The sequence below is a fragment of the Streptomyces sp. NPDC088915 genome (genome assembly GCF_044749825.1).
Classification (GTDB): domain Bacteria; phylum Actinomycetota; class Actinomycetes; order Streptomycetales; family Streptomycetaceae; genus Streptomyces.
The window spans coordinates 91,272-118,026 of sequence record NZ_JBIVIR010000001.1 but is presented as its reverse complement, the minus strand read 5'-3'; the positions used below and the strand labels follow the sequence as shown (position 1 = coordinate 118,026).

Genomic DNA, 26,755 nt, shown 5'->3' with positions numbered 1-26,755 from the left:
AGGAAGCGACGAACTGACGACTGCAGAAGCGACGAAGCGACGAAACGACGAAACAACGCCCGAACAACCAATGGATTCGCTCCCACCTTAATCATTGGAGGGAAGGAGCACGGCGGGAGCAATCTCCCCCCATGCCCACCACCTTCCGTGACCTCCCGCCCGTCGTCTGGACGCTCTTCGCCGGAACGATCGTCAACCGCCTCGGCTACCTCGTCACCCCGTTCCTGGTGTTCTTCCTCGCCTCGCGGGGAGTGACCGGCTCCGACACCTCGTACGTCCTCGGCGCCCTGGGCGCGGGCAACCTCCTCGGCCCCGCCGTCGGAGGCGTCCTCGCCGACCGCGTCGGCCGCCGCCCCACCATGCTCATCGGCCTGATCGGCGCGGCGGCGGCGCAGGGGGCGCTGTTCCTCGCACCCGGCGTCTGGACGATGGCGGCGGCCGCGTTCCTGATCAGCGCGGCGGGCAGCACCGTCTCACCGGCCGCGTACGCGCTGCTCGCGGACGCGGTGGACAGCGGACGGCGCCGGCGTGCGTACGCCCTCTTCGGCTGGGGCGTGAACATCGGAACGGCGGTCGGGGGAGTCCTGGGCGGCTACCTCGCGGCCCACGGGTACTGGCTCCTCTTCGCGGTGGACGCGGGTTCGATGCTCCTGTACGCGCTGGTGGTGACGGTCCGCCTGAGGGAGCCGAAGCGCCCGACGGAAGCCGAACGGGCGGAGAAGGGAATCGGCTACGGAGTGGTCCTCCGGGACCGCCTGGCGCTCCTCACCCTCCCCCTCTTCGGGATCCAGCTCTTCGTGTACTCGCTCACCGAGGTGGCCCTGCCGCTCGCGATCCACGACAGCGGCCTCTCCCCGGCGGTGTACGGGTCGATGGCGGCGGTCAACGCGGTCCTGGTGGTGGCGCTCCAGCCGTTCGTGACGGCGTGGCTGGCGAAGCTGCCGCAGATGGCGGTGCAGAGCGCGGGCAGCGTGCTGATCGCGGCGGGCGTGGCGCTCACCGGCCTCGCGGACGGGGTCGTCGGCTACACGGTGTCGGTCGTGGTCTGGTCGCTCGGGGAGGTGGTGGTGGCCGGCATCGCGGCGAGCGTCGTCGCCAACCTGGCCCCGGCGCACGCCCGCGGCCGCTACCAGGGCGCCTTCGGCTGGACGTGGGGGACGGCCCGCTTCGCGGCCCTGACGCTGGGCGTCACCGTCTACACGACGCTGGGCCCGGCGGTGCTGTGGTGGACGGCCCTGGCGGCGGGCACGGCCGCGGCGGCGGCGACCCTGGCCCTGAGGACCAGGATCGAACGCCGCACGGTCCACACGCTGGCGGCCTGAGGCCCTACTCCTTGCCGGCCGCCCGGACATGGGCCACGAGCGCGTTCGCGTGCCCGTGGCCGAGGCCGTGCTCGGCCTTCAGCCAGGAGACCAGCTCCATGTGCCGGGTGAGCGGCGAGGACCGGACGATCTCCAGCCACTCGCCGACCGGCCGCCCGTACTTCTTCTCGATGGAGGGGAAGTAACTGGCGGGACCCTTGACGACGTTCTCGGCCACGACGATCTCCTGGGTTGTGATGGACGGTCACCGATTAAGACCCCCACCCCACCAGAAACTCATCGCTCCGATCGACCTCAATCCCGCCGGATGTGCTCGGGATCGACGTGCCGTCGCACCATGGGCACGGAGGCGAGCGCGGCCACGAGCACCACGCCCAGCGCACAGACGAACAGCAGGGGCAGCCCCTCCCAGTCCCAGTGCACCGCTCCACCCCCGGTGATCAGATAACTGGACTCGGCAAGCCACCCGGCCACGATCGCCGCCCCCAGCCCTACCACCAACGGCAACACCACCTGCACCACCTGCACCAACCGCAACGTCCCAGCCCGAGCCCCCAACAACGCGAGCGCGGTCACCTGCCCCCGCCGCTCCATGGCCCGATCAGCCACGGACACGACGAACGCGGCCACCCCGATCACCAACCCGAGCACCATCCCGACGACGAGCAGACTCCGAATCACCGTCAACTGAGCAAGCGAATCGATCACGATGCCGACGGGGTCTACGGAGACGGTGGGGGCGATGGCACCGATGCCGTCCAGGACGGAGCGGATGGTAGTGGGGTCGGAAGAGCTGACTAGTACGAGGCTGGCGTTTGCGATATGAGTGCCTCGAGGAATCATCGAGGGTGGGATGAGGAGGCTTGGGCCGTTGACCTCTGAGGGATCGTAAAACTGAGCTGCGATGGTGGCTTGAGGAACAGCGACATCCATCTTTCGCCCGTCGCTCAACAGGAAGGGGAATTTTCTTCCGGGCTGCACATCCTCATCAAAAAAGTAGTCCGGATCCCTGAGAATCATTACTTTGTTGTCGACGCAGCCACGAATGGACTTGCTGAAGGCTGCCAACTGGGTGCACGTGGCAACGACGCCGCTCACGCGCGGCCGATCCTCTTCGGGGCTCCCTTGCCATGAATCGACAGACAAGACGTGAGCATTTACACCACTCAGGTTGATGGCCTGCGAGTGCTGTTGAGCGCTCAACTCGGCAAGAGGGATGCCGTACTCCTGAACGGGTGCCGTACGTCGGCTCACCTGGTCCAGCTCGATAAGTACCCCTTGAGTGAGCGATGCGCCGAATACAAGCAGTACGAGACCGGTTGCCACTCGAAGTGCGCTTCCTGGATCGACTTCCGTCCGACGCATGGCCAACGTCAACGTAAAGGATTCCGAATTTTTTGCAAGGCGTTGTGATAGCCACGCTGTGATGGGCGCCAGGCCGAGCACAAGCCCCGCACCGGTCAACAGGACGGCGCCCGGGACCAGTAGGGCGCTGGCCGGACCACCCGACGGGTCTTTCCCCATGGCGCTAAGCACGCAATAGCCGCCAATGATCCCGATGCCTGGAATCAGTAACACCGTCCCGTACTTCTTGGGCGGCTTTCGCTCTCCGGTCCGGCGCACACTGATGGGTGATAAGGCGGCCTGCTGAGCGCCGACCCGACTTACGAGGGCGGCGAGGGCCGGGCAGCCCAGCAGGCATGCGATCAACGTGGTCATCTCGGGACGTCCGTCTTCCGGATACCAGCGCAGTCCGGGCAGTCCGATGCGTGCCATGATTTCGTTCACGCCGAGGTATCCCAGTAGCCCCAGTACGGCCCCCAGGAAAACAGCCGCCACACTCTCTCCGGAATTGACTCGAAGTGTGTCCTTCGCGCTGAGCCCGACAAGCCGAAGGGCGGCGAGTCGGCGTGCACGGGACTCACCGGACAGTCGTGCGCAGACGGAAAGGAAGATGACGAGCGGGAGCAGGACGATGCATCCGAGAGTGAACCGCAGGATGTCGATGGTTGAGGGATCGATGAGCTCGTGTTTCGTGTACGTGGACCCGAAGTGACCCAGAGGCCTGGCTGCGCTGAGTTCGGTGGGAGGCACGCCGATGTAGGCGTACAGCTCATCAGGACCGCCCAGTCCCGCCGGCGCGATGGCACCGATCACACGTCCGGGCACAAGCCCTGCGGCACGAGGATTGTCCTCCAGGACCTTCGCCAGCTTTGGAGAGATGACGGCTTCGCCTGCGTGAGGAAGTTCCTTCACTCCGGGAGGTGCGGGCACGTGACCAGTTCCCGTACGCCCGATGAAGACCCGACGCAGTCGCTGTGAACCATAGGGGTCCAGGAATTCCTGATAGACGGCGTTCTTGTTGTTTCCCGGATGTACTGCTCGGTTTGTCACACGTGCGTCATTGGCGGCGATGATCGTGGGAATGGTGAGGGTGGCGGCAAGACAAGCCACCCCCAACGCCGATCCGAGCGTCATCAGCAGAAAACGGACCCGCCCCCTGCGTCCGCTACCCCACAGCAGGCGCATCCCAAGGAGAAACGGGTTCACACCGTCACCCGCTGAGCCAGAACACCGTCCGTCATCGTGTACTGCGTATCGGCCTTCGCCGCGACATCGGCGTCATGAGTGACGATGATCACCGCGGTCTTCTGCCTCCGCGCAAGCTGAAGGAATTCATCCAGCACAGCAGCCGCGTTGACACTGTCGAGCGCCCCGGTCGGCTCATCCGCGAACACCACGTCCGGCCGATGGACCAGAGCTCGGGCGACTGCCACACGCTGGCTCTGACCACCCGACAGCTTCGAGGTCCTGCGCCGGGCCAGATCACTCATACCGAGGCGCTTCAGCACCTGGCCGGCCATGGCGTGGGCGTGGTCCTTGCTGATACCGGCGAGCCGGAGAGGAAGCGCGGCGTTCTCCTCGACGGTCAGCTCCGGCAGTAACTCCCCGTACTGGAAGACGAAGCCCAGCCGTGTGCGCCGCAGCGCGCTGAGTTCCCCGTCGGGGAGGCAGGACAGTCGCTCCCCGTCGAAGGTCACCGATCCGTTGGTGGGCGGCAGGACTCCGGCGAGGCAGTACAGCAGCGACGACTTGCCCGATCCGCTGCTGCCCATGATGGCGGCCACTTCGCCGCGCTTGAGCGTGAAATCGACACCGATGACAGCCTGCTGGGTGCCGTAAAAGAGATCCACGCCTTCGGCGCGGAGGATGACGTCCATCGGGATGCGTACTCCTATAGGGCGGGAGCCGCTGGCTGGCGGCTCCCGTAGAGACCAATTGCTTCGTCAGGGGCGTTCGAAAGGCCTCGGGAAGGAGCAGTTGTCAGGACGGAGGGAGCCGCGGTTCTGGCACACACGGACCTCAGCCGACCTCGTGTACCGAGTGGCTCCGTCGTAGACGATCTTGTCGATCCAGACACTCTTCTTCTGCGTGCCGTTGAAACGGTTCCACCCGTAGCCGTGAACCTTCACCTGCAGATAGACGTTGTGGTTGTCCCTAAAGCCGGCGTCGACCAGCCTTCCTTTGATGTGGAATGCGCCGTGCATCTGCCCCGGCTCCTCCCACTTGTACTTCGCTTCTTCGAACCGTGCTCCGCCCGTCACGAAGTCCTTCGTGCCGTGCCACGCGGAGTCGGCCACGGCCGCCCCCACCCCTCCGAAGAACAATCCGGCGGTAAGCACCGCTGCGGTAATCTTCCTCATCAGTACCCCTGTTGATCGAGTGTCGACTGACCGTCACAGAACGTATCGGCATAATTGCGTGCCGGATGCCGCAGGAACGTGCCTTCCGCTCTTAAACCCTCGATCAAGTGAAGGGGGCCTCTTCTGCTCCTCCTCACCCTGTAGGAGTGGTTCTCGGCACGTCCGGGCAGGGAGGGGCAGGGTGTCGTGGCTGACGAAAAGATTCAGAGTTGACGGCCAGGGTCAACAAGGGAAAGCGCATCGGAAACCGACCGATATGCGGAATCGTTTCTGGGGAAGACGCTGGCAACCGTGGTGGACGTCACAGGTGCACAGCCGGCTTCCCAGAGGGTCTGAGAACGTCGAAGGGCCCCACCGCGAACGGTGGGGCCCTTCAACATCGTGCCCGGTGAGGCACTGGCGGAGGATACGAGATTCGAACTCGTGAGGGGTTGCCCCCAACACGCTTTCCAACTGTGCGCACAGTCGTGCGCGGGGGTTCGCGGGGGTACGCCCAGCAGCTCGGAAGCGGTGTGTGCACGTCGGTATACCGCGGCGTTCGGCTGCGTACTGGACAAAGACCAGAACAACAGCTTGCCAGTGCTAAGCCACCTCGTGACGTGCTTGCCCATAGCTGAGGATCACAGTTCTCGCCGCCGGAAACGAGGTGCGGAGAGGCGATTTTCGACGCCGGAGGAATCGGTAAACATGCAGGTCAGAGCGCTATAGTGAGTTTCGAGCGCCAAGGCGGCATGGGTGTAGTCGCTTGATGAACGTGATGCCGCCCTCTATGGTCTGGTCTGTCAGCCGTCAGGGCTGACGTTCGCTAGGGGAGGCACGAGTGGTGACGATGGGCGAGACGGCGGAACGGGCCCTGCCGGCCTGGGACAGTACGGAGATCGACACGCTGTTTTCGAGCCGCGAGACGGCAGAGGCATGCCGTTTTCTACTGAAGCGGCGCGAGGACCCGCCGACCATGGACGAGTGGATCGAGCGGTCCCGGGAGGTCTTCGGGAAGGGGAACGTGCACACACAGCGCCGTCTGCGGGAAGTGCGTAACCACTTCAAGGTGGATTCTTACCGGCGGGAGGGGGACGCGAAGTGGGTCTACCGGCTTGAGGGGTGGAGCGAGACGCCCGTCAGTGACGCTGGGAAGATCAGCCCGAAGCTTCAGGCGGAGGTGTTCACTGTCAAGGGACGGTTCTGCGCGATGTGCGGTGCCGGGCCGAAGGAAGCACGGCTCCAGATCGACCACATCATTCCGCACTCCTGGGGAGGCGAGACAGAGCTGGACAACCTTGAACCACTCTGCCAGCCGCACAACAACGGCAAGCGCGCCTTCTTCAAGTCGCTCAACCCCTACGGTGACGCACTCGGCCAGGCCATCCGCCGGACGAACCCCTGGGAGCGGATCGGAGAGCTTCTCAAGGCGTTCGCTGACAAGGGGGAGCCGACCCCGGCAGAACTCATCCAGATCGTGGCTCGCGATACCCACAAGGGAGATCCGAAGAAGCGGTTGCGAGAGCTGCGGTTCGTCCTGGGATGGGACATCGCCGCGCACCGGGTCAAGGAGAACGGAGTAACCGCGGTGACCTACGAGCTGCGTGCCTGGAAGCCTTGGCCGACTGAAGGAGCGCCGGAAGCAGTCAAGGCTTACGAGCGGGAGCGCAAGCGCCGTAAGGACACCGAGGACTGACTCCTCTCACAGACCCCTATTCCTGAGAGCCCTTGAAGGCCCGGGCCGACTTTGTGTCGGGCCGGGCCTCCGGCGCAGAGACGATCAGAGAGCCTATCTACCGCTCAGGGAAACTCTGCTGCAGCCAGTCACGCACCGCGGGAACACCGGTCCGGCCGTGCTGCCGGAGTGCTTCGATGATGTCGCGGCCGCAGACAAGCGCGATCGGGTGCCCGTCCTCCTGTACCTCGCTCTGCACCTGCCGGTTGAAGTAGGACGTGCTGACCAGCACGCCGAAGTTGCGGTGCCGGATGCGGGAGATGAGACGCGAGACTTCACGGACTCCGACGCCGTTGTCCGGGCTGTAGCACTTGGCCTCAAGTGCGAAGTCGATGCTGATCGGGCTGGCCGGCGGACCGAGCACGTACGCCCCGACAGCATCGCGTCCTCCATCGCGACTCGGGCGGGTCACATCGACTGCGCCGGTGGACGGAGCGATCAGGCGCCATATGGCCACAGCGCAGGCCTCGAAGTCAGACTCCCGCCCCAGGAAGTGCTGGCGGATCTCTTCCAGCATCGCCTTGCCCGTCTTGTCTGCGGGCAACTGGTCCGCGGTGGAGCGGATAGTGGTTGTGGCAGGAGCCAGCAACGACCGGTAGACGCGGCTTTGCACCCAGGTCTTCCAGACCTCGGGACATCCTCCTTCGAGCACATTGCCACCGCCGAGGACATGGCTGATCCATCTGCGGGAGACCCGCTCGACGTCCAGCACGGTGAAGCGCGAGCGGTAGTTCTGGAACCTCTTCCCCTCGGTTGACCGCCAGATGGCTGCCAGCTCATCGTCTGAGGTCAGCGTGGGCCCACCGGGAGCAAGCAAGCCCCGAAAGCGCACGGCCCGTCCTTTGGCCCGGGCCTTCTCGAAGAGCAGAAAAGGAGGCACTTTGGTACCGCGGTCACCAGCCGTGCCGTGAGAGTGCTCGAAGGCATCCCGCAGAAGGACGTTGCCGTTGCGCGGCGTCTTGTGCAGACCTTTGCCAGGCGTCTTGTTGTCGCCGTAGTAGGTGAACGTCCCCGTTTCGGTGTCCAGGTAGTCAGGCCAGTCCACCTCGCCGCCGCTGGTGTACAGGACAGCGAGCCGGACTGTCCCCTTGGTCGGCGAGCCGGCATACCGGAACCCTCCCTGGTTCCCAGTCCCCGGCAGCAGCCGAGCCAGTGCATCGTCTCCAGAGTGTCCTGACGAGCCACCGGCATAGACGGCATCCAGCACTAGATCAGCCTCGCTGAGCTGATCGAAGGGAACGTCCTGCCCAGGTGCTTGCGAAGGAAGAGCCATACCGCTACTCCTATCAACCTCCGCTGACAGGACCACACGTCGGCCACCGGGGTGCCCCCTGCGTTCGAACGCCGCGGTGGGCCTACTGCCACTACCTCCCTCTTCGGCAACGACCGTGACGGCTTTCAAGACCGACAAGCGAGTGTCTCTATATGTCCGCTCAGCGGCCATTTTGGTTTACAAGCGGAACTCCATGGCCCACGCATGGCCCATGGACCTCTGGAATCTACCTAACGCGGGGATGCTCACAGGCCCTACCCAGCATCTGCTCTTCCGCGGGCGCCTGCCCGGCCCGACATGTGGCGCCCTACCCGCCCGCCCGTACCGACTAGCGGATGAGCGACTCTAGGGACGCTTGCCGCGCCCTCAGGGCGCACAGGCAGCCTGACGGAGATGGCATGTGGACCCACCCTTCCCAACTGGCCGAGTGCTGTATTGCCACCTAAGCGGTGAACAGTAGACTGGACAGAAAGAGGTGCTTAAATCTGTGCATGCGCGCTTGACCTGCACAGATACAACAGAATCAGAGGTCAGTCATGCGGTCATACGAAGAGTCACACCCGTGGATCAACTTCGAGCTGAACCTAGAGAAGCTCAACCACAAGTGCTGGATGCTCGTCGGTGAAGCCGTATCCAAGCTGGACCACATCGCCGGCGTCCCCCTCCAGCCCTCGGTTGCCAGCGAGCTGAACCAGATCTACCTATCCAAGGGCGCTCATGCGACCACCCAGATCGAGGGCAACACGCTCTCTGAAAGGCAGGTGCGACAGCGGGTCGATCACGAGCTGAACCTCCCCCCGTCGCAGGAGTACCTCGGCCAAGAGATCGACAACGTGATCACTGGCTACAACCTGATCGTCGAGGATGTGCTAGAGCGCCATCCCCTGAGCTTGACGGTCGACCGCATTGAAGAGTTCAACCGGATCGTCCTCGAAGGCCTCACTGATGCCGACGCCACGCCGGGGCGGATCCGCACGACGAGCGTGCTTGTCGGTTCCCACTACCGCGGCGCGCCGGCTGAAGACTGCGCGTACCTACTCGACCATCTCTGCAGTTGGTTGGAAGCTATGCGGAAGCGGACCATCGGCACTGAGTACGAGAAGCCCGTCGCAGTCCTGTCTGCCATCCTCGCTCACCTGTACATCGCCTGGATCCATCCCTTCGAGGACGGCAACGGTCGAACGGCACGACTCGTTGAGTTCCAGCTCTTGGTGCGCTCCGGTGCGCCGACAGTCGCAGCGCACGTTCTCGCTGATCACTACAACAAGACGCGCAGCGTGTACTACCGGGAGCTGCGCCGCACGAGCGAATTGAAGCCTCACAGCACAAGCGATTTCATCGCATACGCGCTGCAAGGTCTTGTCGACGGCCTGCGCCAGCAGATCGAAGAGATCCAAAGTCAGCAGCTAGGCGTGACTTGGGTGAACTTCGTCCATGATGCCTTCCGTGACAAGCACACTCCTGCCTGCACACGCCAGCGTCTCCTCATCCTGAGCCTGCCGCCCGGGGAGTGGACGACCAAGGCTTCGATCCGCGAATTGACCCCTCAGCTTGCACTCGCATACGCGGATAAACAGGACAAGTCGGTGACTCGTGACGTCAATGCGCTTGAAACAATGGGTTTGCTCGCCAAGCACAAGCGTGGCACCGTCACGACAGTCCAGCCGCGCCTTGATCGCTTGCGCGCCTTCATGCCACTGGTAGCCAACGACTGACCGCGATGATTGCTTAACGAGCCTCCGCCTAACAGGGTGGGGCTTGTTCGCTTGCGCCGAGCACAGTTAACAAGCTTCAGAACCGGTCAGGACCCAGCAGCTACTAGGGCGCTGACCTGCTCAAGTACTCCTCTGAGGCGCTAGGTCCCTGGTCATGGTCCACGTATGGCCCATGAAGTCTGCAGCGATCCCCAGATCTCCAGCTCAGTTTGCTGACGCACTGAGCAGTACGCTGGGGTGTTGTGACGGCCCGCATAACAAGGGCTCTTCCCGTGGGTAAGACGGGAAGGGCCCTCCCCGTGGGTAAGACGGGGAGGGCCCTCACGCGCAGTACCGAGCCCGGCCGTCTTACATCCGGCCGGGCTCGACTGCTCCCGGCACGGCCGTCTCGGTTCTCGTCACGTTGGAGCTACCGCGCAAGTTCCAACGCCAAGGCGATCACCGCCACAAGCACCCCCAGCGCTGCCAGTGCGACCTGCCACCTCTCCGGACTGGTCCACTGCTTCCTGGGGTCACCTGCTTCGGGACTCACCATCGAACCTCCTGTTCCTCGTACCGGCTCCTCCGATCGGGCCGGGGCACATGGACTCGCGCCTGAACCGCGAGTTCCTGAAGCAACAGGAGCTACGCCTACAAGCATAGGTATTACCGGTGCGATAACTGGTCTACTGTCCACAGGCGTTGTGGATAAGTGCCCTCCCGGTGAGTCAGCCTTACAGTTCGCCTTCGCTGTGACCAGCGGGAACCTGATCCCTCGTGGTTCCTTCTCTGGTTGATCTACATAGCTAGCTACGGATCTCGATCCTTCACCTGTTTTCGGCCGCCCCTCTGGCGGGCTCGCTTACGGTTGCTCTGTGTTCGCACTCTTCGACCTCGACAACACGCTGATCAACAGGCAGAGCGGCTTGGAGAGGTGGGCCCGCCGCTTCGCGTGGTCGCGCTCTCTGCCGCCCGCTGCCGCTCTGATGATCAGCGAGCGGCTGCAGGCGCGGGCGTACCCGGCCGACCTTGCTGCCGTGGGGGCAACGTTTGGGCTGAGTGATCGTGAAGAGGATCTCTGGCAGGAGTATGTGGAAGGGATGACCAGTACCGTCCATTGCTATCCCGGCGTAGAGGATGGACTGCGTGAGCTGCGACGGATGGGCTGGACGCTTGGGGTGGCCACGAACGGCGCGGGCGACATACAGCGTGTCAAGCTCATGAATGCCGGTCTCGTGTCCCTGTTCGACGCGATCTGTGTCTCAGGTGAAGCAGGAGTCCGTAAACCTGCGCGCCAATTCTTCGAGACGGCGGCCTCGCTGTGCGGCATCAATCTGAGCGCTGGCGGCTGGATGGTCGGGGACAACCCCGAGACGGACATCGAGGGCGGGAGAGCTGCGGGGCTGCACACCATGTGGATTGCCGCCGGACGGCAGTGGCCCAAGAATGTGCGCAGCCCCGATGTGGTGGTGGCGGATGTCGCCGAGGCGACGGCAGCACTTTCAGCCCTTGCTCTCTAGCTCCACTCCTTCGACGCTCATCGGTGTATGCAAGGTGGTAAGGGCCTGTTCGACGGTCATGGGCTTGTCCCTGAGCGCGCCCCACCGCTCCATCACGGCGGCGGCGGCCGTCGCCAGTTCCGAGGGCAGCTCCGCCTCATCGAGAGCGCGGGCCACCTCCTCCATCTCGGGAGCCCAGCGCCACGCGCGCGCTGCGGTCTTCGGGAAGTACTCCGTCTCCGCGAGGTAGCTGCTCGCCCGCCCCCTCGCAATGTCGAGTAGCTCTTCCTCGACGCCATGCTCAGCAGCGAGTGCGTACGAGACCGCGGCCAACGCCCGGCTCGCTTTCTGGTAGCTGCTGTAGGACAGCTTGAGTGCGGAAGCCTGGCCGACGGCCCCCGGCAGTTCGTGCACCCGGACCGTTGATCCCTTGAAGAGGGCCGTGACTCGGGCCAGCGCGTCACCGGGACCGGCCGCGTACAGGCGGGGGGACTTCGAGCCCGTCGGAGGGGAGCCGACCACGGCACCATCAACCACGGTCGCGCCGGCGCGCGAGATTGTTTCGGCAATGCGGCGCATGGCGGCCGGGGAGACTGCGTTGCCGTCGACGTAGAGCCCTGAGAAGGACTGGGCAGCAACCGCCGCCGCGACCTCTTCCGCATGGGCAGGGGGACAGATACTCAGGACGATGTCGGCCTGCTCGCTCAGCTCCCGCAGCGCAGCGACTGGTTCGAGCCCGTACTCCTCCGCGCGTTTCCTGCTCGCCGCGCTGCGGCCCGTGGGACACCAGAGCACACGGGCCCCTCTGCTCTTCGCCTGGGCCGCGACCGCCGCCCCCATGCTGCCGGGGTGCAGGATGCCGAGAACGGTCATCCGACAAGCTCCCGGATGTCGCCGCGTACCTTGCTGGCGGAACCGGACGCCCTGGCAAAGTCGATGACCTGGGCAGCCTCGACCGGGCCAACCTCATCGGTTCGGATCACAAGCGTCCATGGTTCTGTCGCATGGTCCAGCAGATCTTGCCGCGTCTCGTGCCAGACCTTGAGACGGGCGTCGACGTCCTTGTCCCCGCGCGCGATGCAACGTTCCCGGGTTGTCTCCTCGGAACACCAGAGCAGCACCTTGACCCAATGCGTGGGGAACGCCTCAACCGCGCGCGCCCCCTCGACCTGCCCCATGTGCAGGACGGGGATGCGGTCCGCTGCCAGGAGAGACCTCACCTCGGCACGATCGATCGCGTACTCGGCTCCGTACCTGGCGTTCCGGTACAGCAGCTCCCCCGCCAGCGCGAGATCGTTGATGTGGTCGGCGGTGGTGAGCCGGTACCCCGTAGTCCGGCCCGGCCCGGCCTTAAGGCGCTGGAAGAGAGTGAAGGCCGGGTTGAGGTGGGAGAGTTCAGCCGACACCGTGTCCTTCCCGGCGCCGGGAGGCCCGTACAGGATCACGCCGGAGGGGGTCACAGTCCTCCCCCGCTCAGGACATCCTTCGCTTCGTCCACCATGGCGACGGCGGCGCCAAGCCGGTTGTCCACCACGAAGTGAGGGCCCTGAGGGCGCATCGAGAAGTCGAGCCCCTTCAGGTACTCATCCCACTCCTGCATCTTCCAAGCGTCCCGGGCTGCACCACGGAACTCGATGTACTCACGCATCGAGTCGGGGTCGCATTCGACCCAGATCGCCGCAACGGAAACTCGCTTCGACCGGCACCGGTTCTGGAATCGCTGCATCCATTCGACCTGGGAGAATTCCGAGATGAAAGGTGCATCGAGAATTGTCGAGATTCCACAGTCGACGTTGTCCCATGCCGCCTCCATGAGGCAGCGATACTCAAGGGGGCGAACCTTCTCCCGGTACAGCTCCGAACTGCGGTCGTTCGCCTCTCCGCCGAGTGCGATCAGGAGCTGATCCACCAATGGGCGGGTAAGCGAATCCTTGTCGAGAATCGGCCAACCGGTGAGGCTGCCCAGAAACTTCGCGAACTCCGATTTTCCGGACCCGGCGTACCCTCCGACCAGGATCACGGACGGTCCGCCCGAGCCTCCGTCCGAGTGGCGACGCCCCCAGGCGTCCATCACGCGATCGATCAGGGCTTCACTGTCGGCGTCCTGGGTTCCCCCCCGAATGCTGCTGAGGGCTTGGCGTACAGCTTGTGGCTGATCAGGAAGGCCTTGGGTTCGGGGTGCGGGTACGGGGACTGAATCCATGGGAGATTCCTCTCCTGGCAGCGCTCGACGGAACCCGAGCTGGGCTTCGTTCCGGCGATAGAGGCGGCAGTAAGCCCGGCGATAGTGCGGGCCGGGGTACACCGCCCCCTTTTCGTGCCCCCAGATGGTTTGGAAGTTGGCCGCAATATTGAAGCCGTGCCGCTCCGCGATTTCTCGGAGCTTTTCCCCCGTGTCTTCCAGCGTGAGTCCAATCTCCTCCCTGTGCTGACGCAGGAGATCAGGATTCCAGTCTGGGCGCTTGCGAGCCATCTACCCCTCCTAGATAGCTAGCCGGAGCCGCGAGTGTAGCTCTCCGGTTAGGTCCATGGAAAACAGTGATAGTGCATGTGTAAGCGGATGTATAAAAGACCTGGCGCTCAATCGAGTAGAGGAACGTGATAACGCCCCGAGGGCCCCTGAGGTGAAAATGGCACACCTACAAGAGAGGTGTCCATGTCTCAGCTCAGCGGCCCGTACAGATCGGCGCGAACCCTACGGAGGTCAGTTGCCTTCGAGCACGGCGACGCGCTCTCGCAGGTCTCCGACCTCACTGCGAAGCTTGGCCACTTCCTCCCGCAGTTCTTCGATCGCCGCGCTCGGGTCGGCCAGCCTGGCCGCAGCCGCGGCATCGCGGGTGAGGAACGCTCCCTTGCCCTGGTGGCTCACGGCGAGCCCGTCGGTCTTGAGCTGACGGATCGCGTCGCGGGCCACGGTGACCGTGGCTCCGTACGCGTCCTGGAGCTCGGAGAGCGACGGCAGCTTCTCCGACTGCGCGAACTCGCCGGCCGCGATCCTCCGCCGAAGGTCGTCGGCCACCTGCTGATAGGCGGGCTTGCCGGTCCACTCGACCATCTTCACCTCGGGTTCTCTCCGTCCCACGCAACGTGGCCTCTGCCTCATAGTGCCGAAGCAGCAGAGAGAGAACCAGCGGCGCGGCCCGCCTTGTTCCCAGACGGGTTGACGAACTCTGCCTCACAGTGCACTCTGAGGCATAGACGCAAGGCCGCTTCCTCCGCCCGAGGGAGCGGACTAACGGCCCTGTTTGACCTGTACATATGACGCCCGGAGAGCCCCGTGTAGGCGGGTCGGCTCGATGGAAGCGCCTGTCACGGTTGAGAACTGAACAGAGAGCTACAGGCATCTGCGACAAGCCGTAGGCCCTGCCGCGCGAGCAGCAAGCACCTTTTCCCAGGCCGCCCTTGTGGGGCGGACAAGTGATCCATGCGTGCGGTGAGACAAGGGCAGAGATCGCGAGCTACACCACGTACCCATGTCCGCCCCTCTCTGGAGGCCGACGTGAAGCGCTTAAGACCCTGGGCGCCATCTCCGCTGGACCGGCGGAGCGGCTACGCCCACCGCGTCACCTGACCACCGGCGTCCCACGGGCGCCGGCCGGTTGCCTCCTCCGCCCGTCCGGGCCCCATTCGCGGGGTGCCGTACGGGCGGGGTTGAGGGGAGCCGGATGGTTCCAAACGGCGAGACCCCCCGGTGCTCGAACACCGGGGGGTCGGTTCGGGCCGTTCCTGTCTGAGAGGAACACACCCAATGTTGTCCATCGCTGCACTTCAGGCCGTTGTTACGGCCACCCCGTTCGACGGTGAACCGTCGGACGCGGAGCTGGACGCGATCGAGACCGAGATGCCGCTGATCCTGGCGGAGGTCGACCTGCTCGACGCGCAGATCATGACCCTGGACCGCCCGGCCACGGTGCTGGACGAGCGGCGGATCCGCCGGGCCCGCAACCGGGTGATGGCGGCCCGCCGGGACCTGACCAACCGCGCCGGTACGGTGCAGTCGGGCGGTGCCGCGTGAGCGGGCTGACGCTGGCGGACCTGTCCGTCCCGCTGTCGGCGCTGCGGCTGCTCGCGGTCGACTTCCCGCATCTGCCGGCGCCGTGCGTGGACGTCACCACGGTCTACCCGGAGCGGCTGTCGCTGTCGTTCCACGACGACTTCGCCGCGTTCGAGGCGTGGCGCGAGGCGCTGAACATCGCCCCGGAGTCGGTCGTTCACCGCGTTCAGCGCGACGGCCGGACCCAGGTCCTGAAAGCCCTCATGGTGTTCGCCGGGGCCGATCTGGAGCTGACCGGCTACACCTCGGTACCGGAGCCGGAGCGGGTGCTTGCGGGTTCGGGGGCGGCGGCGTGAACAGTGTTCAGATCCGTTCGGCCGACCGCGCTCTGTCGGTCGGCACGTGGCTGATCGTGGCCGGAGCGATGCTGTACTCGGTCCTGACCGTCACCCCGCTCGCGTCCCGGCACACCCCGGAAGGCTGGGGCTGGACCGCACCGATTCTGCCCGTGGTCGTGGACGCGGCGGTCGTCATCGTGGTCCGCCTCGACTCGGTCCTGGCCCGCCTGGGCGGGGACGGCGGCCGGTGGCCCATCGTGCTGCGGTGGATGACCGGCGGCATGACGCTCGCCCTGAACGTGGCCGACAGCGCGCTGAAGAAAGACCTGGTCGGCGTCGCGGTCCACTCGGTCGCTCCGCTGCTGCTGATCGTCACCGCAGAGACCGGCCTCGCTTACCGGCGCGCCATCGCTGCTGCTCTGGCCGAGCTGAAAACCAGGGAGCAGGCGGAGCGGGAAGCCCGCGAGAAGGCGGCGGTGGAACGGCGGGAAGCGGCCGAGCGCCGCGAGCGGGAGCGGCGTGAGTACGAAGCCGCGCAGGCCCGTGAACAGCGCGACCACGAAGCCCGGATCGCCCGCGAGCAGGCCGAGCGGGAAGAGCGTGCCCGACGTGAGGAGCAGGAGCGGCGTGAGGCCCGGGAGCGGGCGGAGCGGGAAGGCCGTGAACGCGCTGAGCGGGAGCGTGAACAGCAGGAGCGCGAGCGTGAACGCCGTGAGCGTGAGGCCGTCCAACGCCGCGAGGCCGAGCGGCTGGAGCGGGAGACGACGGCCCGCCGGGAGCGGGAAGAGCGTGAGGAGCGGGCGGCTCGTGAACGGGCCGCGCTGCTGTCCGGCGGGCCGGTGAACGAGAAGCTGCCCGAGAACCGCGCCCGCGCCATCGTGCACGCCGCGTTCGGCGAGGGCCTGCCGGTACGGGCGGCGGCAGAGCTGTGCGGCTGGTCGGTCGGCTGGGTCTCCACCCGCTACCAGGAACACCGCGACGGCGACCTCCTCCTCGAAGGGACCCCGGCATGAGCGCCCTCTTCACCTCCCTCACCGCCGCCGGTCCGCTGGCGGTCGGATGGTCGGTCCACACGGTGTGGCTGCGCCGCTCCTTACGCCGCGCTCGCCGTGACCCGCTCACCGGGCTGCGCACCCGCGACGGCTTCACCCGCCGCGCCACCGCCCTGCTGAAAGACCCGAGAGCGGTGGTAGTCCTCGCCGACGTCGACCGCTTCAAGCAGATCAACGACACCCACGGCCACGCCGCCGGGGACGCGCTGCTCGCCGCGGTCGCCGCCCGCCTCGCCCACGCCGTCACCCCCGGCGGGGTGGCGGGACGGCTGGGCGGGGATGAGTTCGCCGCCGTCGTCATCGACCGCGACGGCACCATGGCCGACCGGCTGCACACCCTCGCCCACGTCCTGGCCCGCCCGGTCGCCACCCACCCCGCCGTGCACACCACGGTGTCCCTGGGATGGGTACGGGCCGCCGACCACCCCGGCGAGGACCTGTCGGTGCTGCTGCGCCGCGCGGATGAGGCCATGTATACGGCTAAGCGCTCCGGCCGCCCCGGGCCCTACCGGGCCCGTCTCGGGCGGCTGCTCGGATCGGTGGCCGGCCGCCGCCCCGGACGGCGCGGCGCGGCATGAGCACCCTGCCCGTCTACCGCTGGCGCCTCGCGCCGGAGGGCCTGGCCACCTTCCGCCAGCTCCGCGCCCTCGGGCTCCGCCCGGCCGGTCAGCCGGTCGTCGCCCAGCTCGAACGCCCCCGCCGTCGGCGCAGGCCGCTGGTCGCCTACCTCTACCGCGTCGACCTTGCCCGCCCGGTCCGGCCCATGACCCCGGCCAAACGGGCGGCTCTGGAGCGGGCGAACGCGGCCCGGCGGGTCTGCCCGGAGTGCGGGCGGGATGCCGGATACCGCATCCCCGCCTCGCTCGGCATGTGCACTCCCTGTGCCTACCCCGGTGGATGAACGGGCCGGGTTTTAGGACGCTTCACGCCCGAGCCACCGGAACTGTTCGTCCGGTTCTTCCCGCCGCTCCAGCACCCCTGCCGCAGCCAACTGCAAGAGCACCTCATGCAGAGCGTTCCCCAGCGGGTTGTCCGTCCAGAACACCCGCTTGACCTGCGTGAACTTCTCGGCCTCGCTGAAGATCCCCAGTGAGCGGCCCACTTCGAAGGCGGCACCGTCCCAGTCATTCCACTCAGCCAAGCCTTCGGAAAGACCCATGAAGCGATCTTTCCAGCACGTGGTCGGACACGGCAAACATTTTCATCCGCAGCGCTAGCCGAAGAAGAGCTCTGCGGCCTCTCCCAGCCAGTACCGCAGGCGATGCCAACGGCTACAGAACCGCTTCGGGCGCCGCCACCGGCTTCGCTCATCGAGCGGTCGCCCGCATTCCCTGCACTGCCTCACACGTCTCTGGTCCCCCATGGGCCGCGACTCTAGCGGTCCCTTGAACAGGGAGAACACGTGAACCACCTCCCCGAACCCGCCCCCGTCGTCCGCCTCCCGGACGGCACCTACGTCTACGCCGACCACCTGCCCGCGCCGGTTCAGCCGGTCGCCCCGCAGGTGGTGCACCAGCACATCCACCAGGCGCCCCCGGACCGCACGGTTCAGCGGATCGCACTCGGCTCCGGCATCGGCGCCGGCACGGTCGCGGCCGGGGTCTACTTCGGCCCGCTGCTGGTCGGCGCATTGACCGCGATCGCGGCGAACCTGGCCCTGCTCGCGTTCCTGGCCGCCGTCCTGGCCTGGGGCGTCGTCACGGTCGTGAAGTCGGTCGGCGGCCCGGACGGCAAGGCCGCCGCCAAGATCCTCACGAAGTCCCGCAAGCGCCGCCGCTGACCGGCTGCCCGCGGCTCCCGTCTCGTACGGGGGCCAAGGGGAGTCGGGACAGCCCCGGCCCCGGAAGGGATCGCGACCGTGGCCAGCAAGAAGGACACCGAGTACGACCCGGACTACCCGCCGCTCACCGCCCGCGAGCACGCCCGGATCGCGTGGAACGTGGGCCGGATGGCGAAGCGGTCGATCAGCCGCCCGGACGCTCGTCACACCGACCTGGAGAGCAACGTGAACCGGGTCATCGACAAGGCCCGCGAGCGCGCCGAGAACAACGCTCGCAAGGGCAAGTAGCTGTGTCCCGGGACGGCCGACAGCCGCCAAGCACCCCGACCGCCCCGGGCCTTTCTCTGTCCCCCTCGGTGTTGGAGAGGACGTTTCAGTGAAGCACCCCGATGACGACAGCGAGCTGTTCGACCGGCTCGAAGCGGAGATGGCCGACGACCGGTCGGCCGGGGCCGAGGTGGTCGACCTCGACAAGGCCCGCGCCGCCCGCGAGACGGCCCCGACCACCGACCCGACCGACCTGGAGGACGAGGAGGCGGCCGGTCGGGTGGTGGTCGACCGGCCGACCCCGGCCGCGACCGGCCCCGGCTACCTCGGTCGGTTGGCCGCGGCCAAGCGCCGGGACGTGGTCCCGCTCTGGCTGCGGTCGGCCTCTGAACTGCGCACCGCGACCGGGTGGGTGGCCCGCCACTACACCCACACGGTCGGCTACCACGCGCTGCGCGCCCCGGTCTACGTCCTGCGCTTCGCACTCCAGTCGCCCGCCGGCACCGCCCGGTTCGTCGGCGGCGTGATGCGCTGGATGGCCGACCGCGAGGGCGAGGCGGTCCGCCTCGCGGCCGTGCGGCGCGAGGACGCGGCCGAGTACCTGCGCCTGTCCTCGCAGCGCGACGCCCGGGTGCGGCTGCGCGGCACCATCGCCGCCCTCGCCCTGTTCACCGGCCTGATCACCGCGTTCGCCCTGTACGTGCTGGCGCCCGGATGGGTCCAAGCAGTCTCCGTGAGCACGGTCCTGATCGCCCTCGGTGCGGCCGGCCGCAAGGCAGACGACCCGGTCGTCCACCGTGCCGTCGAACTGCCGAAGGCGATGAAGCTGACGTCCGACATCGTGCTGCGCGCGCTGGGTGCCCTCGGTATCCCGGCGATCAACCAGGCGCAGGGCAAGGGGCGGGACGGGTTCGAGTTCACCGCCCCGATCACCCGCGACGGCCCCGGCTGGCGCGCGGAGGGCAACCTGCCCTTCGGCGTGACCGTGACCGACATCATCGAGCGCCGCGAACGCCTCGCCTCCGGCCTGCGCCGCCCCCTCGGCTGCGTGTGGCCCGAGGCGGTGCCCAACGAGCACACCGGACGCCTCGTGCTGTGGGTGGGCGATCAGGACATGAACCAGGCCAAGAAGCCCGCCTGGCCGCTGGCGAAGTCGGGCGGGGTGGATCTGTTCAAGCCGGTCGCCTACGGCACCGACCAGCGCGGACGCTGGGTCGACGTCACCCTGATGTACATCGCCGGGGTGATCGGGGCGATCCCGCGCATGGGCAAGACGTTCCTGCTGCGCCTGCTGCTGCTCATCGCCGCCCTCGACCCGCGCGCGGAGCTGCACACCTACGACATGAAGGGCACCGGCGACCTCGACCCGGTCGGCAACGCCGTCTCCCACCGCCACGCCGCCGGCGACGACGATGAGTCGATCGGCTACGTGCTCGCCGACTTCCGCGAGCTGCGTGAGGAACTGCGGCGCCGGACCAAGGCGATCCGGTCCCTGCCCCGGGACATCTGCCCCGAGTCGAAGGTCACCTCCCAGCTCGCGGACAAGGCGTCGCTGCGGCTGCACCCGATCGTGGTCGGGGTAGATGAGTGCCAGGTCCTCTTCGAGCACCCCGAGCACGGCAAGGAGTTCGAGGAGATTGCCACCGACCTGGTCAAGCGCGGCCCCGCGACCGGGATCGTGCTGCTGCTGGCCACCCAGCGCCCCGACGCCAAGTCCCTCCCCACCGGCATCAGCGCGAACGCCGGCGCCCGCTGGTGTCTGAAGGTCATGGGCCAGACCGAGAACGACATGGTCCTGGGCACCTCCTCCTACAAGCGCGGGGTGCGGGCGACGATGTTCGCCTGGGGCGACAAGGGCATCCACTACTTCGTCGGCGAAGGCTCCGACGCCCGGATCGTCGCCTCCGTCTACGTCGACGCCCCCGGCGCCGAGGCGATCGCCGCCCGGGCCCGCACCGCCCGCGAGAAGGCCGGACTGCTCTCCGGCTACGCGGCCGGGGAAGCCGCGGAGGTGGTGACCGGCCCGGCCTACGACCTGCTCGCCGACATCCTCGCCGTCGTCCCCGCCGCCGAGGCCAAGGTGTGGTCCGAGACCGTCGTCGCCCGCCTCGCCGAGCTGCGCCCGGAGGTCTATGGCGGATGGGAGCCCGAGGCGCTGGCCCCGGCCCTCAAGCCGCACGGCATCGCCACCGTCCAGGTCGGCCGCCGGGTGGAGGGCAAGGTCGTCAACCGGCGCGGCATCACCCGCGCCCACATTACCGCCGCCGTCACAGATCGTGACGGAAAGCAGGACGCGGGATAGGGCTTTGGGGCCGCTGTCGCTAGCGGTAGTCCCCGCTAACGTTAGCGGCCCCGCTAGCGCCCCATACGTGTCCTGATCTGGACGCTAGCGGATAGCGGCCCACCTGCGAAAACCCCTGGAAACCGCCTGGGAGGGCCCCGCATGACCCCTGCCCTGCTCGCTATCGCCTGCCTGCTCGCCGTCACCCTCGGTTACGTCGCTACGTGTGCGGTGTCGCCGTTCGGGGACTGCCGCAAGTGCCACGGACTGGGCCACCTGCTCAAGGCCGATCGCAAGGGACGGCCCAAGCGCGGCAAGGACTGCCGCCGCTGCCACGCCACCGGCAAGCGCATCCGCCTCGGCCGCTGGCTCTACAACCGCGCCTCGCGCACCTACCACGCCGGTGCCCGCTGATGCGCCGCACCGCCTGCCTCTCCCTGGCCGGACTACTGCTCGCCTTCACCCTCACGAGCTGCCCGGCCGCCGACCCCGCCCCCTCGCCCGTCACCACCGGAACGGAGCACCACCCATGGCCATAACCGTCTCCCTGGTCGCGCTCTTCGGGCTCGTCCTGTTCTTCCTGCTCCGCTCCAAGACCCTCGGTGCCGGATCGGCGTTCATCGCCGTGATGTTCGGCTTCTTCCTCGCCTCCACCGGCGCCGCCACCACCATCAACCAGCTCACCCAGAGCCTCATCGCCGCCCTCCCCGACCTCTGATCCTCGACAGCACGAAGGGCGGCCCCCGTCTCGGCAAAGTCCGGGGCCGCCCTCGCATCCAGACCGCTACAACGAACTGGAGACACCCAGCATGACTCATCCGATCCTGTTCCGGCGAGAGAGCCGTCGGCCGTTACTCCTGGACGCGTTCTGCTGCCAGGGTGGCGCCGCCGCCGGATACGCGGCTGCCGGGTTCGATGTCGTCGGCGTCGACCTTGCCCCGCAGCCCCGCTACCCGTTCACCTTCATCCAGGCTGACGCGGTCGCCTTCATCCGCGAGTACGGATCCCGGTTCGCCTTCATCCACACCTCGCCCCCGTGCCAGCACGACTCCGAGTGCCAGCGCCTTCAGGGCAACACCCACCCCGACCTGATCGCCCCCACCCGCGCCGCGCTGGAGTCGACCGGGCGGCCGTGGGTGATCGAGAACGTCGGCGGCGCCGTACCCAAACTGCGCGAGCCGGTGATGCTGTGCGGGGCGATGTTCTCCCTGAAGACCTACCGGCACCGCTACTTCGAGACCGGCGGATGGACCCTCACCCCGCCCGGCCACCCGGTACACGTGGCGCCGCAGGCGAAGATGGGCCGCCCCATCCCGCCCGGGCACTACGGCCAGTTCGTCGGCAACTTCTCCGGCGTCGACCACGCCCGCCGCGTCATGGGCGTGCCCTGGATGAACCGCGACGGCATCCGCGAATGCATCCCCCCGGCCTACACCCGCCACGTCGGCACTCACGCCCTGACCGCCCTTACGGGGGTGGTCGCGTGAACAGCATCCCCACCACCGCCCTCGGCCTCGCCGGACAAGGCCTGCCGGTGCTGCCCCTGCGGGCCGACAAGCGCCCCTTTGGCAACTGCCGCGCCTGCGACGACCTCGCCTGCGGCGGACGGCCGAATATGCGGGTCCCCGGCCCGTGCGTGTGCCCGTGGCCGTGCCACGGCTGGGCGGCGGCCACCACCGACCCAAACGTCGTCGGCTCCCCGCAGTGGGCGGCGGCGTGGCGGCGGGCGCGGGCGATCGGCTACCACCCCGGCGGCGCCGGTGTGACCGTGGTCGACCTCGACAACCCGGCCGCCGTCGACTGGGCCCGCACCGCCCTTCCGCCCACCACGACCGTGGCCACCACGCGCGGGCAGCACTGGATCTACCGGGGCACCGTCCGATCGGTGAACGGTGTCCGCGACGGCGTCGACATCAAGTCGCTGATGTCCTACGCCCGGTGGCTCGGATCCGGCACCGGCCCCATGACCGACGTCCCGGCCGCCGTGCACGAGCTGATGAAGGACAGGCCCGCCACCCGGCCCGCACCCCGCGCCGTCGCGGTGCCTGCCCCGGCCGGGGGTGGGCGGTGCCCGCACCGCTCGCCCGTCTACCTGGAGCGCGGGATCGCCATGGCCGAGCAGCGGATCAGCACCGCCACCAGCGGGGTGCACGCGGCGGTGTACCGGACGTTCCTGGCGGTCCTCGCGGCCCATGGCCGGTGCGGTTGCCTGACCGAGGCGCACATCGGCCGCCTTTTCACCGCTGCCCAGGCCCGGGGTGAATCGGCCCGGCACTGCACCGACGCGTGGGCCAACGCCTCCGCTGCTTTGGGGATGTGACATGTCCGAGGACGAGAAGAACCCGGCCCGCCAGATCATCAGCGACTACGCGCGGGAGCACTTCCGCTACTTCCGCACGGTCGACGGCACCGTCTACGCCCAGAAGAACGGCCACCCCGTCGCCCGCCCGATCCGCTCGCAGGGAACGACCGGGAGCCACCGGCAGGAACTCATGGTCGGTCTGTTCCACGACGGGCTCGGCGTCTTCAACGGAACCGCCTTGAAGGAGGCACTGGACTTGATCGAAGCACTCGCGCTCACCGAGGACGTCCAGCCCGTCCACATCCGCGTCGCCCCCGGATTCGACGGCGCCACCTGGCTCGACCTGGGCCGCGACGACGGCCAGTCCGTCCGCATCCACCCCAACGGCTGGGAGATCCGCACTCCCGACCCGCGCGAGGTGTGCTGGCGGCGCACCCAGCTCACCGGGGAACTGCCCCTGCCGGTCAAGGGCACCGATGGCAAGGGCATCGATCTGTTGATGCGGCTGTGCAACTTCGCCAGCGTCCAGGGCGAGGCCCTGGCCCTCGCCTGGCTCGTCGGCTGCCTCGGCCCCGACGCGCCGGTCCCCGCGCCGTTCCTCACCGGCCCGCAGGGCGCGGGAAAGTCCACGGCCGGGAAGATGCTGGTGCGGATCATCGAGGGGATGAGCGGTGACCTGCGCCGGGCTCCGAAGGACGAGGAGAACCTGATCACCGCCGTCGCGGCCGGGTGGATCACCGGCCTGGACAACCTGAGCCACCTCGGCCCGGACCTCTCCGACCTGATGTGCTGCATCGTCACTGGAGCGGAGAACATCAAGCGGGCCCTGTTCACCGACGGCGACGTCGTCCGTTCCCGTTACCGCCGGCCGATGCTGCTCACCGGCATCGACGTCGGTGTTATCCGGCCCGACCTCGCCGAACGCCTCCTGCCGCTGCGCCTGGAGCGGCCGAGGGTGCGGCGGACTGAGGCGGAGCTGTGGGGCGAGTTCGCCGAGGCCCTGCCGGTGATCCTCGGCTCCGTCCTCGACCTGGCCGTCGAGGTTCGCGCCGCTCAGGCCGACATCCCCACCGACCTGCGCATGGCCGACTTCGCCCACCTGTGCGCGCAGCTCGATGCCGCCCGGAACTTCGGGGCGCTGGACGCCTACCGGGCCAGCCTGGACGACCTCAACGACGACGTCATCGAGGGCGACATCCTCGCCCAGACCGTCCTCAAGCGCGCCGCCGACATCGAACCCGGCAGCGAGGTACGGATGACGTCGGCCGAGTGGCTCCACGCCCTCACCCAGCTCTACACCGACGAGGGAGAGTTCCGGCCCCTGCCCAAGGGCTGGCCCACCACCGGCAAAGTCCTCTCCGACCGCCTCAAGCGCCTCCAACCCGTCCTCGCCGCACGCGGCCTCCTGGTCGACTGGGGACGCACCAAGACGGCCCGCTACATCGAGATGACCCGCCCCACGCCGCCGGCCGACGAACAGCAAACGGCGTTCTAGCCCGCACCGCCGCGGCTGCTCGCGCACAAGCAAGAGGAGCACGCCTCGCCCCGGCGCCGGGGTGCTCCTCTTGCTCTTCGGCGGCTTGCCGCCGCCCAAAGGGCGTGCCGCTCCGCGGCTCCCTCTTCACGCCCGAAGGCGCGCACAACAACAGAGACAACCCCCGTCTTTTTCCTAAGTGGAAAGACGCTGCGTCACCCGCGTCACCACACCCCCGGAAACCGCACCTGACCTGCACGGACGAGGGTGACGCAGAGCCCGAATCTCTGCGTCATCCTGCGTCATCCGCGTCACCCCGGTGACGGACGCCTGCGTCACGGATGACACACGCCTCCAATCCCTGCGTCACCTGAAACCACAGGTCAGGCCCCCGAATGACGCAGATGACGCGATGACGCAGAAATTCCCACCTCGGACACACACGCCACCTGCACCCCGCAGGCCGTCCCCTCTCGCCCGGAGGAGTGCACCGAATGAATGACCGAGACCTCGACTCGCGAGAAGACCACACGCTCGTCCTGCTGAAGGTCGAGGAGGCCGCCCGCCGCCTCCAGATCGGCCGAACCCTCTGCTACCGCTACATCCGCACCGGAGAGCTGGAGTCCGTACCCGTCGGCCGACTCCGCCGGGTCCCCGCCGACGCCGTCATCGAATTCGCCGCCCAGCTTCGCCGTGCCCACCGGCCGGCCGCCTAAAGGGAACACGATGGAAGAACAGAAGAGGCGAACGCGCCGAGCCAATGGCGAATCGGCTATCTACTTCGGCAAGGACGAGCGTTGGCACGCCCGAGTGCCGATGGGCTACAAGGACGACGGAACGCCTTACCGCCGTCACCTGACCCGCCCGACGCGCAAGGAATTGGTGGACGAGGTCCGCCGATTGGAGAAGCAGCGCGACGAAGGTTCGGCGCGCCAGCCCGGTAAGCCGTGGACCGTCGAGAAGTGGCTTCTCCACTGGATCGAGAACATCGCCAAGCCGGTCGTGAGCGAGAACACCTACGACGGCTACGAAGTCGCTGTCCGCGTGCACCTCGTCCCCGGCGTGGGAAAGCACCGCATCGACCGCCTGGAGCCCGAACACCTGGAAAGCCTGTACCGCCGGATGCAGAAGGCCGGCAGCAAGGCAGGCACCGCCCACCAGGCGCACCGCACGGCCCGCACCGCGCTGGGCGAGGCGGTGCGGCGCGGCCACGCGAGCAAGAACGCGGCCGCGCTCGCCAAGCCCCCGCGGATGGAGGAGGACGAGGCGGAGGTGGAGCCGTACTCCGTGGAGGAGGTCCAGCGCCTGTTGCTCGAAGTGAATAAGCGGCGGAACAGCGCCCGCTGGATGCTCGCCCTGGCCCTCGGCCTGCGGCAGGGCGAGACGCTGGGCCTGCGCTGGGAGGACGTCGACCTGGACAACGAGTACCTGAAGCTGCGCCGGAACCGGCTTCGCCCGAAGTACGCCCACGGCTGCTCCGACTCCGCCCCCTGCGGGCGGAAGGCAGGCTACTGCCCGGATCGGGTGCAGACCCGGCGTGAGACCAAGAACACAAAGTCGAAGGCGGGCCGTCGGGCGGTGCCTCTTCCCGGGCCGCTGGTCGCGATGCTTCGCTCCCACCAGGGCGAGCAGAAACACGAGCGGAAGATCGCCGGTGACCTGTGGTCGAAGTCGGACTACGTGTTCACCAAGCCCCTGGGCGGGCCTCTGAGCCCGAACACGGACTACCACGACTGGAAGCGCCTCCTGGAGGACGCGGCGGTCCGTGAGGGCCGCCTGCACGACGCCCGGCACACCGCCGGCACGGTGCTGATGCTGCTGGGCGTTCCCGATCGGGTGATCGATCAGATCATGGGGTGGGAGCCGGGCGGGGCCGCGCGGATGCGGGCGCGGTACCTCCACGTCCCCGACCACCTTCTGAAGGAAGTGGCCCGGAAGATCGGCGCGGCGATCTGGGGAGCCCCGGAAACAACCGCTGTGGACAAAAACCAGGACAACGGGAGTTGAGAAACGTCGAAGGGCCCCACCGCGAACAGTGGGGCCCTTCGACATCGTGCCCGG

The 26,755-nt window shown here is 67.5% G+C and carries 29 protein-coding genes; 19 read left to right on the top strand and 10 right to left on the bottom strand.

From position 1 onward, the window contains the following. Nucleotides 1-131 precede the first annotated feature (131 nt). Nucleotides 132-1,322 carry an MFS transporter gene (locus tag ACIP5O_RS00570; RefSeq protein ID WP_401286792.1) on the top strand — a complete coding sequence of 397 codons (1,191 nt, stop codon included), beginning with the start codon at nt 132-134 and terminating at the stop codon, nt 1,320-1,322. Nucleotides 1,323-1,326: 4 nt separating this feature from the next. On the opposite strand, the gene ACIP5O_RS00565 is transcribed toward ACIP5O_RS00570, so the two are convergent. The 4 genes from ACIP5O_RS00565 to ACIP5O_RS00550 all read right to left on the bottom strand — a co-directional run bounded on the left by ACIP5O_RS00565 (nt 1,327) and on the right by ACIP5O_RS00550 (nt 5,026). Continuing rightward, nucleotides 1,327-1,539 carry a DUF4287 domain-containing protein gene (locus ACIP5O_RS00565; RefSeq protein WP_356548685.1) on the bottom strand — a complete coding sequence of 71 codons (213 nt, stop codon included), beginning with the start codon at nt 1,537-1,539 and terminating at the stop codon, nt 1,327-1,329. Between the two features lie 77 nt (nt 1,540-1,616). Then, complete coding sequence (locus tag ACIP5O_RS00560) at nt 1,617-3,872, bottom strand: FtsX-like permease family protein (protein ID WP_401286789.1); 2,256 nt, start codon at nt 3,870-3,872, stop codon at nt 1,617-1,619. Beyond that, nucleotides 3,869-4,543: an ABC transporter ATP-binding protein gene (locus tag ACIP5O_RS00555; RefSeq protein ID WP_401286786.1), complete on the bottom strand. Its 675-nt coding sequence runs from the start codon at nt 4,541-4,543 to the stop codon at nt 3,869-3,871. Before ACIP5O_RS00555 ends, ACIP5O_RS00560 begins: the two co-directional genes overlap by 4 nt. Nucleotides 4,544-4,609: 66 nt before the next feature. Beyond that, nucleotides 4,610-5,026: a hypothetical protein gene (locus ACIP5O_RS00550; RefSeq protein WP_401286783.1), complete on the bottom strand. Its 417-nt coding sequence runs from the start codon at nt 5,024-5,026 to the stop codon at nt 4,610-4,612. Between the two features lie 829 nt (nt 5,027-5,855). Between ACIP5O_RS00550 and ACIP5O_RS00545 the strand changes: the two genes are divergently transcribed. Next, complete coding sequence (locus ACIP5O_RS00545) at nt 5,856-6,701, top strand: HNH endonuclease (RefSeq protein WP_401288074.1); 846 nt, start codon at nt 5,856-5,858, stop codon at nt 6,699-6,701. 97 nt (nt 6,702-6,798) lie between these two features. Here ACIP5O_RS00545 and ACIP5O_RS00540 read toward each other — a convergent pair whose 3' ends face one another. Further along, entirely contained in the window at nt 6,799-8,013 is a 1,215-nt protein-coding gene (locus ACIP5O_RS00540; RefSeq protein WP_401286780.1) for a restriction endonuclease, read from the bottom strand. A 536-nt stretch (nt 8,014-8,549) separates the two neighbouring features. On the opposite strand from ACIP5O_RS00540, the gene ACIP5O_RS00535 reads away from it, so the two are divergent. Together ACIP5O_RS00535 and ACIP5O_RS00530 are read left to right on the top strand one after the other, a co-directional pair. After that, the gene (locus tag ACIP5O_RS00535) at nt 8,550-9,728 is read left to right on the top strand and encodes a Fic family protein (protein WP_401286777.1); all 1,179 of its coding nucleotides are present in this window, start codon (nt 8,550-8,552) and stop codon (nt 9,726-9,728) included. Between the two features lie 854 nt (nt 9,729-10,582). Further along, the gene (locus ACIP5O_RS00530; RefSeq protein WP_401286775.1) at nt 10,583-11,227 is read left to right on the top strand and encodes an HAD family hydrolase; all 645 of its coding nucleotides are present in this window, start codon (nt 10,583-10,585) and stop codon (nt 11,225-11,227) included. Here ACIP5O_RS00530 and ACIP5O_RS00525 read toward each other — a convergent pair. The 4 genes from ACIP5O_RS00525 to ACIP5O_RS00510 all read right to left on the bottom strand — a co-directional run bounded on the left by ACIP5O_RS00525 (nt 11,210) and on the right by ACIP5O_RS00510 (nt 14,261). Next, nucleotides 11,210-12,079: a DUF1932 domain-containing protein gene (locus ACIP5O_RS00525; RefSeq protein ID WP_401286772.1), complete on the bottom strand. Its 870-nt coding sequence runs from the start codon at nt 12,077-12,079 to the stop codon at nt 11,210-11,212. The two genes, ACIP5O_RS00530 and ACIP5O_RS00525, sit on opposite strands and share 18 nt — an antisense overlap. Next, nucleotides 12,076-12,666 carry an AAA family ATPase gene (locus ACIP5O_RS00520; RefSeq protein ID WP_401286770.1) on the bottom strand — a complete coding sequence of 197 codons (591 nt, stop codon included), beginning with the start codon at nt 12,664-12,666 and terminating at the stop codon, nt 12,076-12,078. Before ACIP5O_RS00520 ends, ACIP5O_RS00525 begins: the two co-directional genes overlap by 4 nt. Next, nucleotides 12,663-13,679, bottom strand: coding sequence for an AAA family ATPase (locus ACIP5O_RS00515; RefSeq protein ID WP_401286768.1), 1,017 nt, complete (start codon nt 13,677-13,679; stop codon nt 12,663-12,665). The genes ACIP5O_RS00520 and ACIP5O_RS00515 overlap by 4 nt, the downstream gene beginning before the upstream one ends. A gap of 231 nt (nt 13,680-13,910) precedes the next feature. Beyond that, nucleotides 13,911-14,261 (bottom strand): winged helix-turn-helix domain-containing protein, encoded by a 351-nt coding sequence (locus ACIP5O_RS00510; protein WP_260606637.1) that lies wholly within the window; start codon nt 14,259-14,261, stop codon nt 13,911-13,913. A gap of 693 nt (nt 14,262-14,954) precedes the next feature. On the opposite strand from ACIP5O_RS00510, the gene ACIP5O_RS00505 reads away from it, so the two are divergent. The 5 genes from ACIP5O_RS00505 to ACIP5O_RS00485 are packed head-to-tail and all read left to right on the top strand — an operon-like array spanning nt 14,955 to nt 17,491. Further along, on the top strand, nt 14,955-15,221 hold the full coding sequence (locus tag ACIP5O_RS00505; protein ID WP_401286765.1) for a DUF6284 family protein: 267 nt from the start codon (nt 14,955-14,957) through the stop codon (nt 15,219-15,221). Beyond that, nucleotides 15,218-15,556, top strand: coding sequence for a hypothetical protein (locus ACIP5O_RS00500; RefSeq protein ID WP_401286762.1), 339 nt, complete (start codon nt 15,218-15,220; stop codon nt 15,554-15,556). Before ACIP5O_RS00505 ends, ACIP5O_RS00500 begins: the two co-directional genes overlap by 4 nt. Further along, nucleotides 15,553-16,551 carry a DUF2637 domain-containing protein gene (locus ACIP5O_RS00495; RefSeq protein WP_401286759.1) on the top strand — a complete coding sequence of 333 codons (999 nt, stop codon included), beginning with the start codon at nt 15,553-15,555 and terminating at the stop codon, nt 16,549-16,551. Before ACIP5O_RS00500 ends, ACIP5O_RS00495 begins: the two co-directional genes overlap by 4 nt. Then, nucleotides 16,548-17,168 carry a GGDEF domain-containing protein gene (locus ACIP5O_RS00490; protein WP_401286757.1) on the top strand — a complete coding sequence of 207 codons (621 nt, stop codon included), beginning with the start codon at nt 16,548-16,550 and terminating at the stop codon, nt 17,166-17,168. The genes ACIP5O_RS00495 and ACIP5O_RS00490 overlap by 4 nt, the downstream gene beginning before the upstream one ends. Continuing rightward, nucleotides 17,165-17,491: an RRQRL motif-containing zinc-binding protein gene (locus ACIP5O_RS00485; RefSeq protein ID WP_401286754.1), complete on the top strand. Its 327-nt coding sequence runs from the start codon at nt 17,165-17,167 to the stop codon at nt 17,489-17,491. Before ACIP5O_RS00490 ends, ACIP5O_RS00485 begins: the two co-directional genes overlap by 4 nt. 12 nt (nt 17,492-17,503) lie before the next feature. Here the strand turns inward: ACIP5O_RS00485 and ACIP5O_RS00480 are convergent, their stop codons facing one another. Further along, nucleotides 17,504-17,749, bottom strand: a complete 246-nt coding sequence (locus ACIP5O_RS00480) for a hypothetical protein (RefSeq protein ID WP_401286752.1) — start codon at nt 17,747-17,749, stop codon at nt 17,504-17,506. 243 nt (nt 17,750-17,992) lie between these two features. Here ACIP5O_RS00480 and ACIP5O_RS00475 point away from each other — a divergent pair, with 243 nt between their 5' ends. The 10 genes from ACIP5O_RS00475 to ACIP5O_RS00430 all read left to right on the top strand — a co-directional run bounded on the left by ACIP5O_RS00475 (nt 17,993) and on the right by ACIP5O_RS00430 (nt 26,701). Continuing rightward, the gene (locus tag ACIP5O_RS00475) at nt 17,993-18,370 is read left to right on the top strand and encodes a DUF6251 family protein (protein ID WP_401286749.1); all 378 of its coding nucleotides are present in this window, start codon (nt 17,993-17,995) and stop codon (nt 18,368-18,370) included. A 78-nt stretch (nt 18,371-18,448) separates the two neighbouring features. After that, nucleotides 18,449-18,658, top strand: a complete 210-nt coding sequence (locus tag ACIP5O_RS00470; protein ID WP_401286746.1) for a DUF6257 family protein — start codon at nt 18,449-18,451, stop codon at nt 18,656-18,658. Nucleotides 18,659-18,746: 88 nt separating this feature from the next. Further along, on the top strand, nt 18,747-20,939 hold the full coding sequence (locus ACIP5O_RS00465) for a cell division protein FtsK (RefSeq protein ID WP_401286743.1): 2,193 nt from the start codon (nt 18,747-18,749) through the stop codon (nt 20,937-20,939). Between the two features lie 141 nt (nt 20,940-21,080). Continuing rightward, on the top strand, nt 21,081-21,332 hold the full coding sequence (locus tag ACIP5O_RS00460) for a hypothetical protein (protein WP_401286740.1): 252 nt from the start codon (nt 21,081-21,083) through the stop codon (nt 21,330-21,332). 115 nt (nt 21,333-21,447) lie between these two features. Beyond that, nucleotides 21,448-21,636, top strand: a complete 189-nt coding sequence (locus ACIP5O_RS00455) for a hypothetical protein (protein ID WP_401286739.1) — start codon at nt 21,448-21,450, stop codon at nt 21,634-21,636. Nucleotides 21,637-21,727: 91 nt separating this feature from the next. Continuing rightward, the gene (locus ACIP5O_RS00450) at nt 21,728-22,405 is read left to right on the top strand and encodes an SAM-dependent methyltransferase (RefSeq protein ID WP_401286736.1); all 678 of its coding nucleotides are present in this window, start codon (nt 21,728-21,730) and stop codon (nt 22,403-22,405) included. Further along, on the top strand, nt 22,402-23,238 hold the full coding sequence (locus ACIP5O_RS00445; protein ID WP_401286734.1) for a DNA primase: 837 nt from the start codon (nt 22,402-22,404) through the stop codon (nt 23,236-23,238). Before ACIP5O_RS00450 ends, ACIP5O_RS00445 begins: the two co-directional genes overlap by 4 nt. A gap of 1 nt (nt 23,239) precedes the next feature. Continuing rightward, nucleotides 23,240-24,715: an ATP-binding protein gene (locus ACIP5O_RS00440; protein WP_401286731.1), complete on the top strand. Its 1,476-nt coding sequence runs from the start codon at nt 23,240-23,242 to the stop codon at nt 24,713-24,715. 473 nt (nt 24,716-25,188) lie between these two features. Continuing rightward, nucleotides 25,189-25,410, top strand: coding sequence for a helix-turn-helix domain-containing protein (locus ACIP5O_RS00435; RefSeq protein WP_401286729.1), 222 nt, complete (start codon nt 25,189-25,191; stop codon nt 25,408-25,410). A gap of 10 nt (nt 25,411-25,420) precedes the next feature. After that, the gene (locus ACIP5O_RS00430; RefSeq protein WP_401286726.1) at nt 25,421-26,701 is read left to right on the top strand and encodes a tyrosine-type recombinase/integrase; all 1,281 of its coding nucleotides are present in this window, start codon (nt 25,421-25,423) and stop codon (nt 26,699-26,701) included. Nucleotides 26,702-26,755 lie beyond the last annotated feature (54 nt).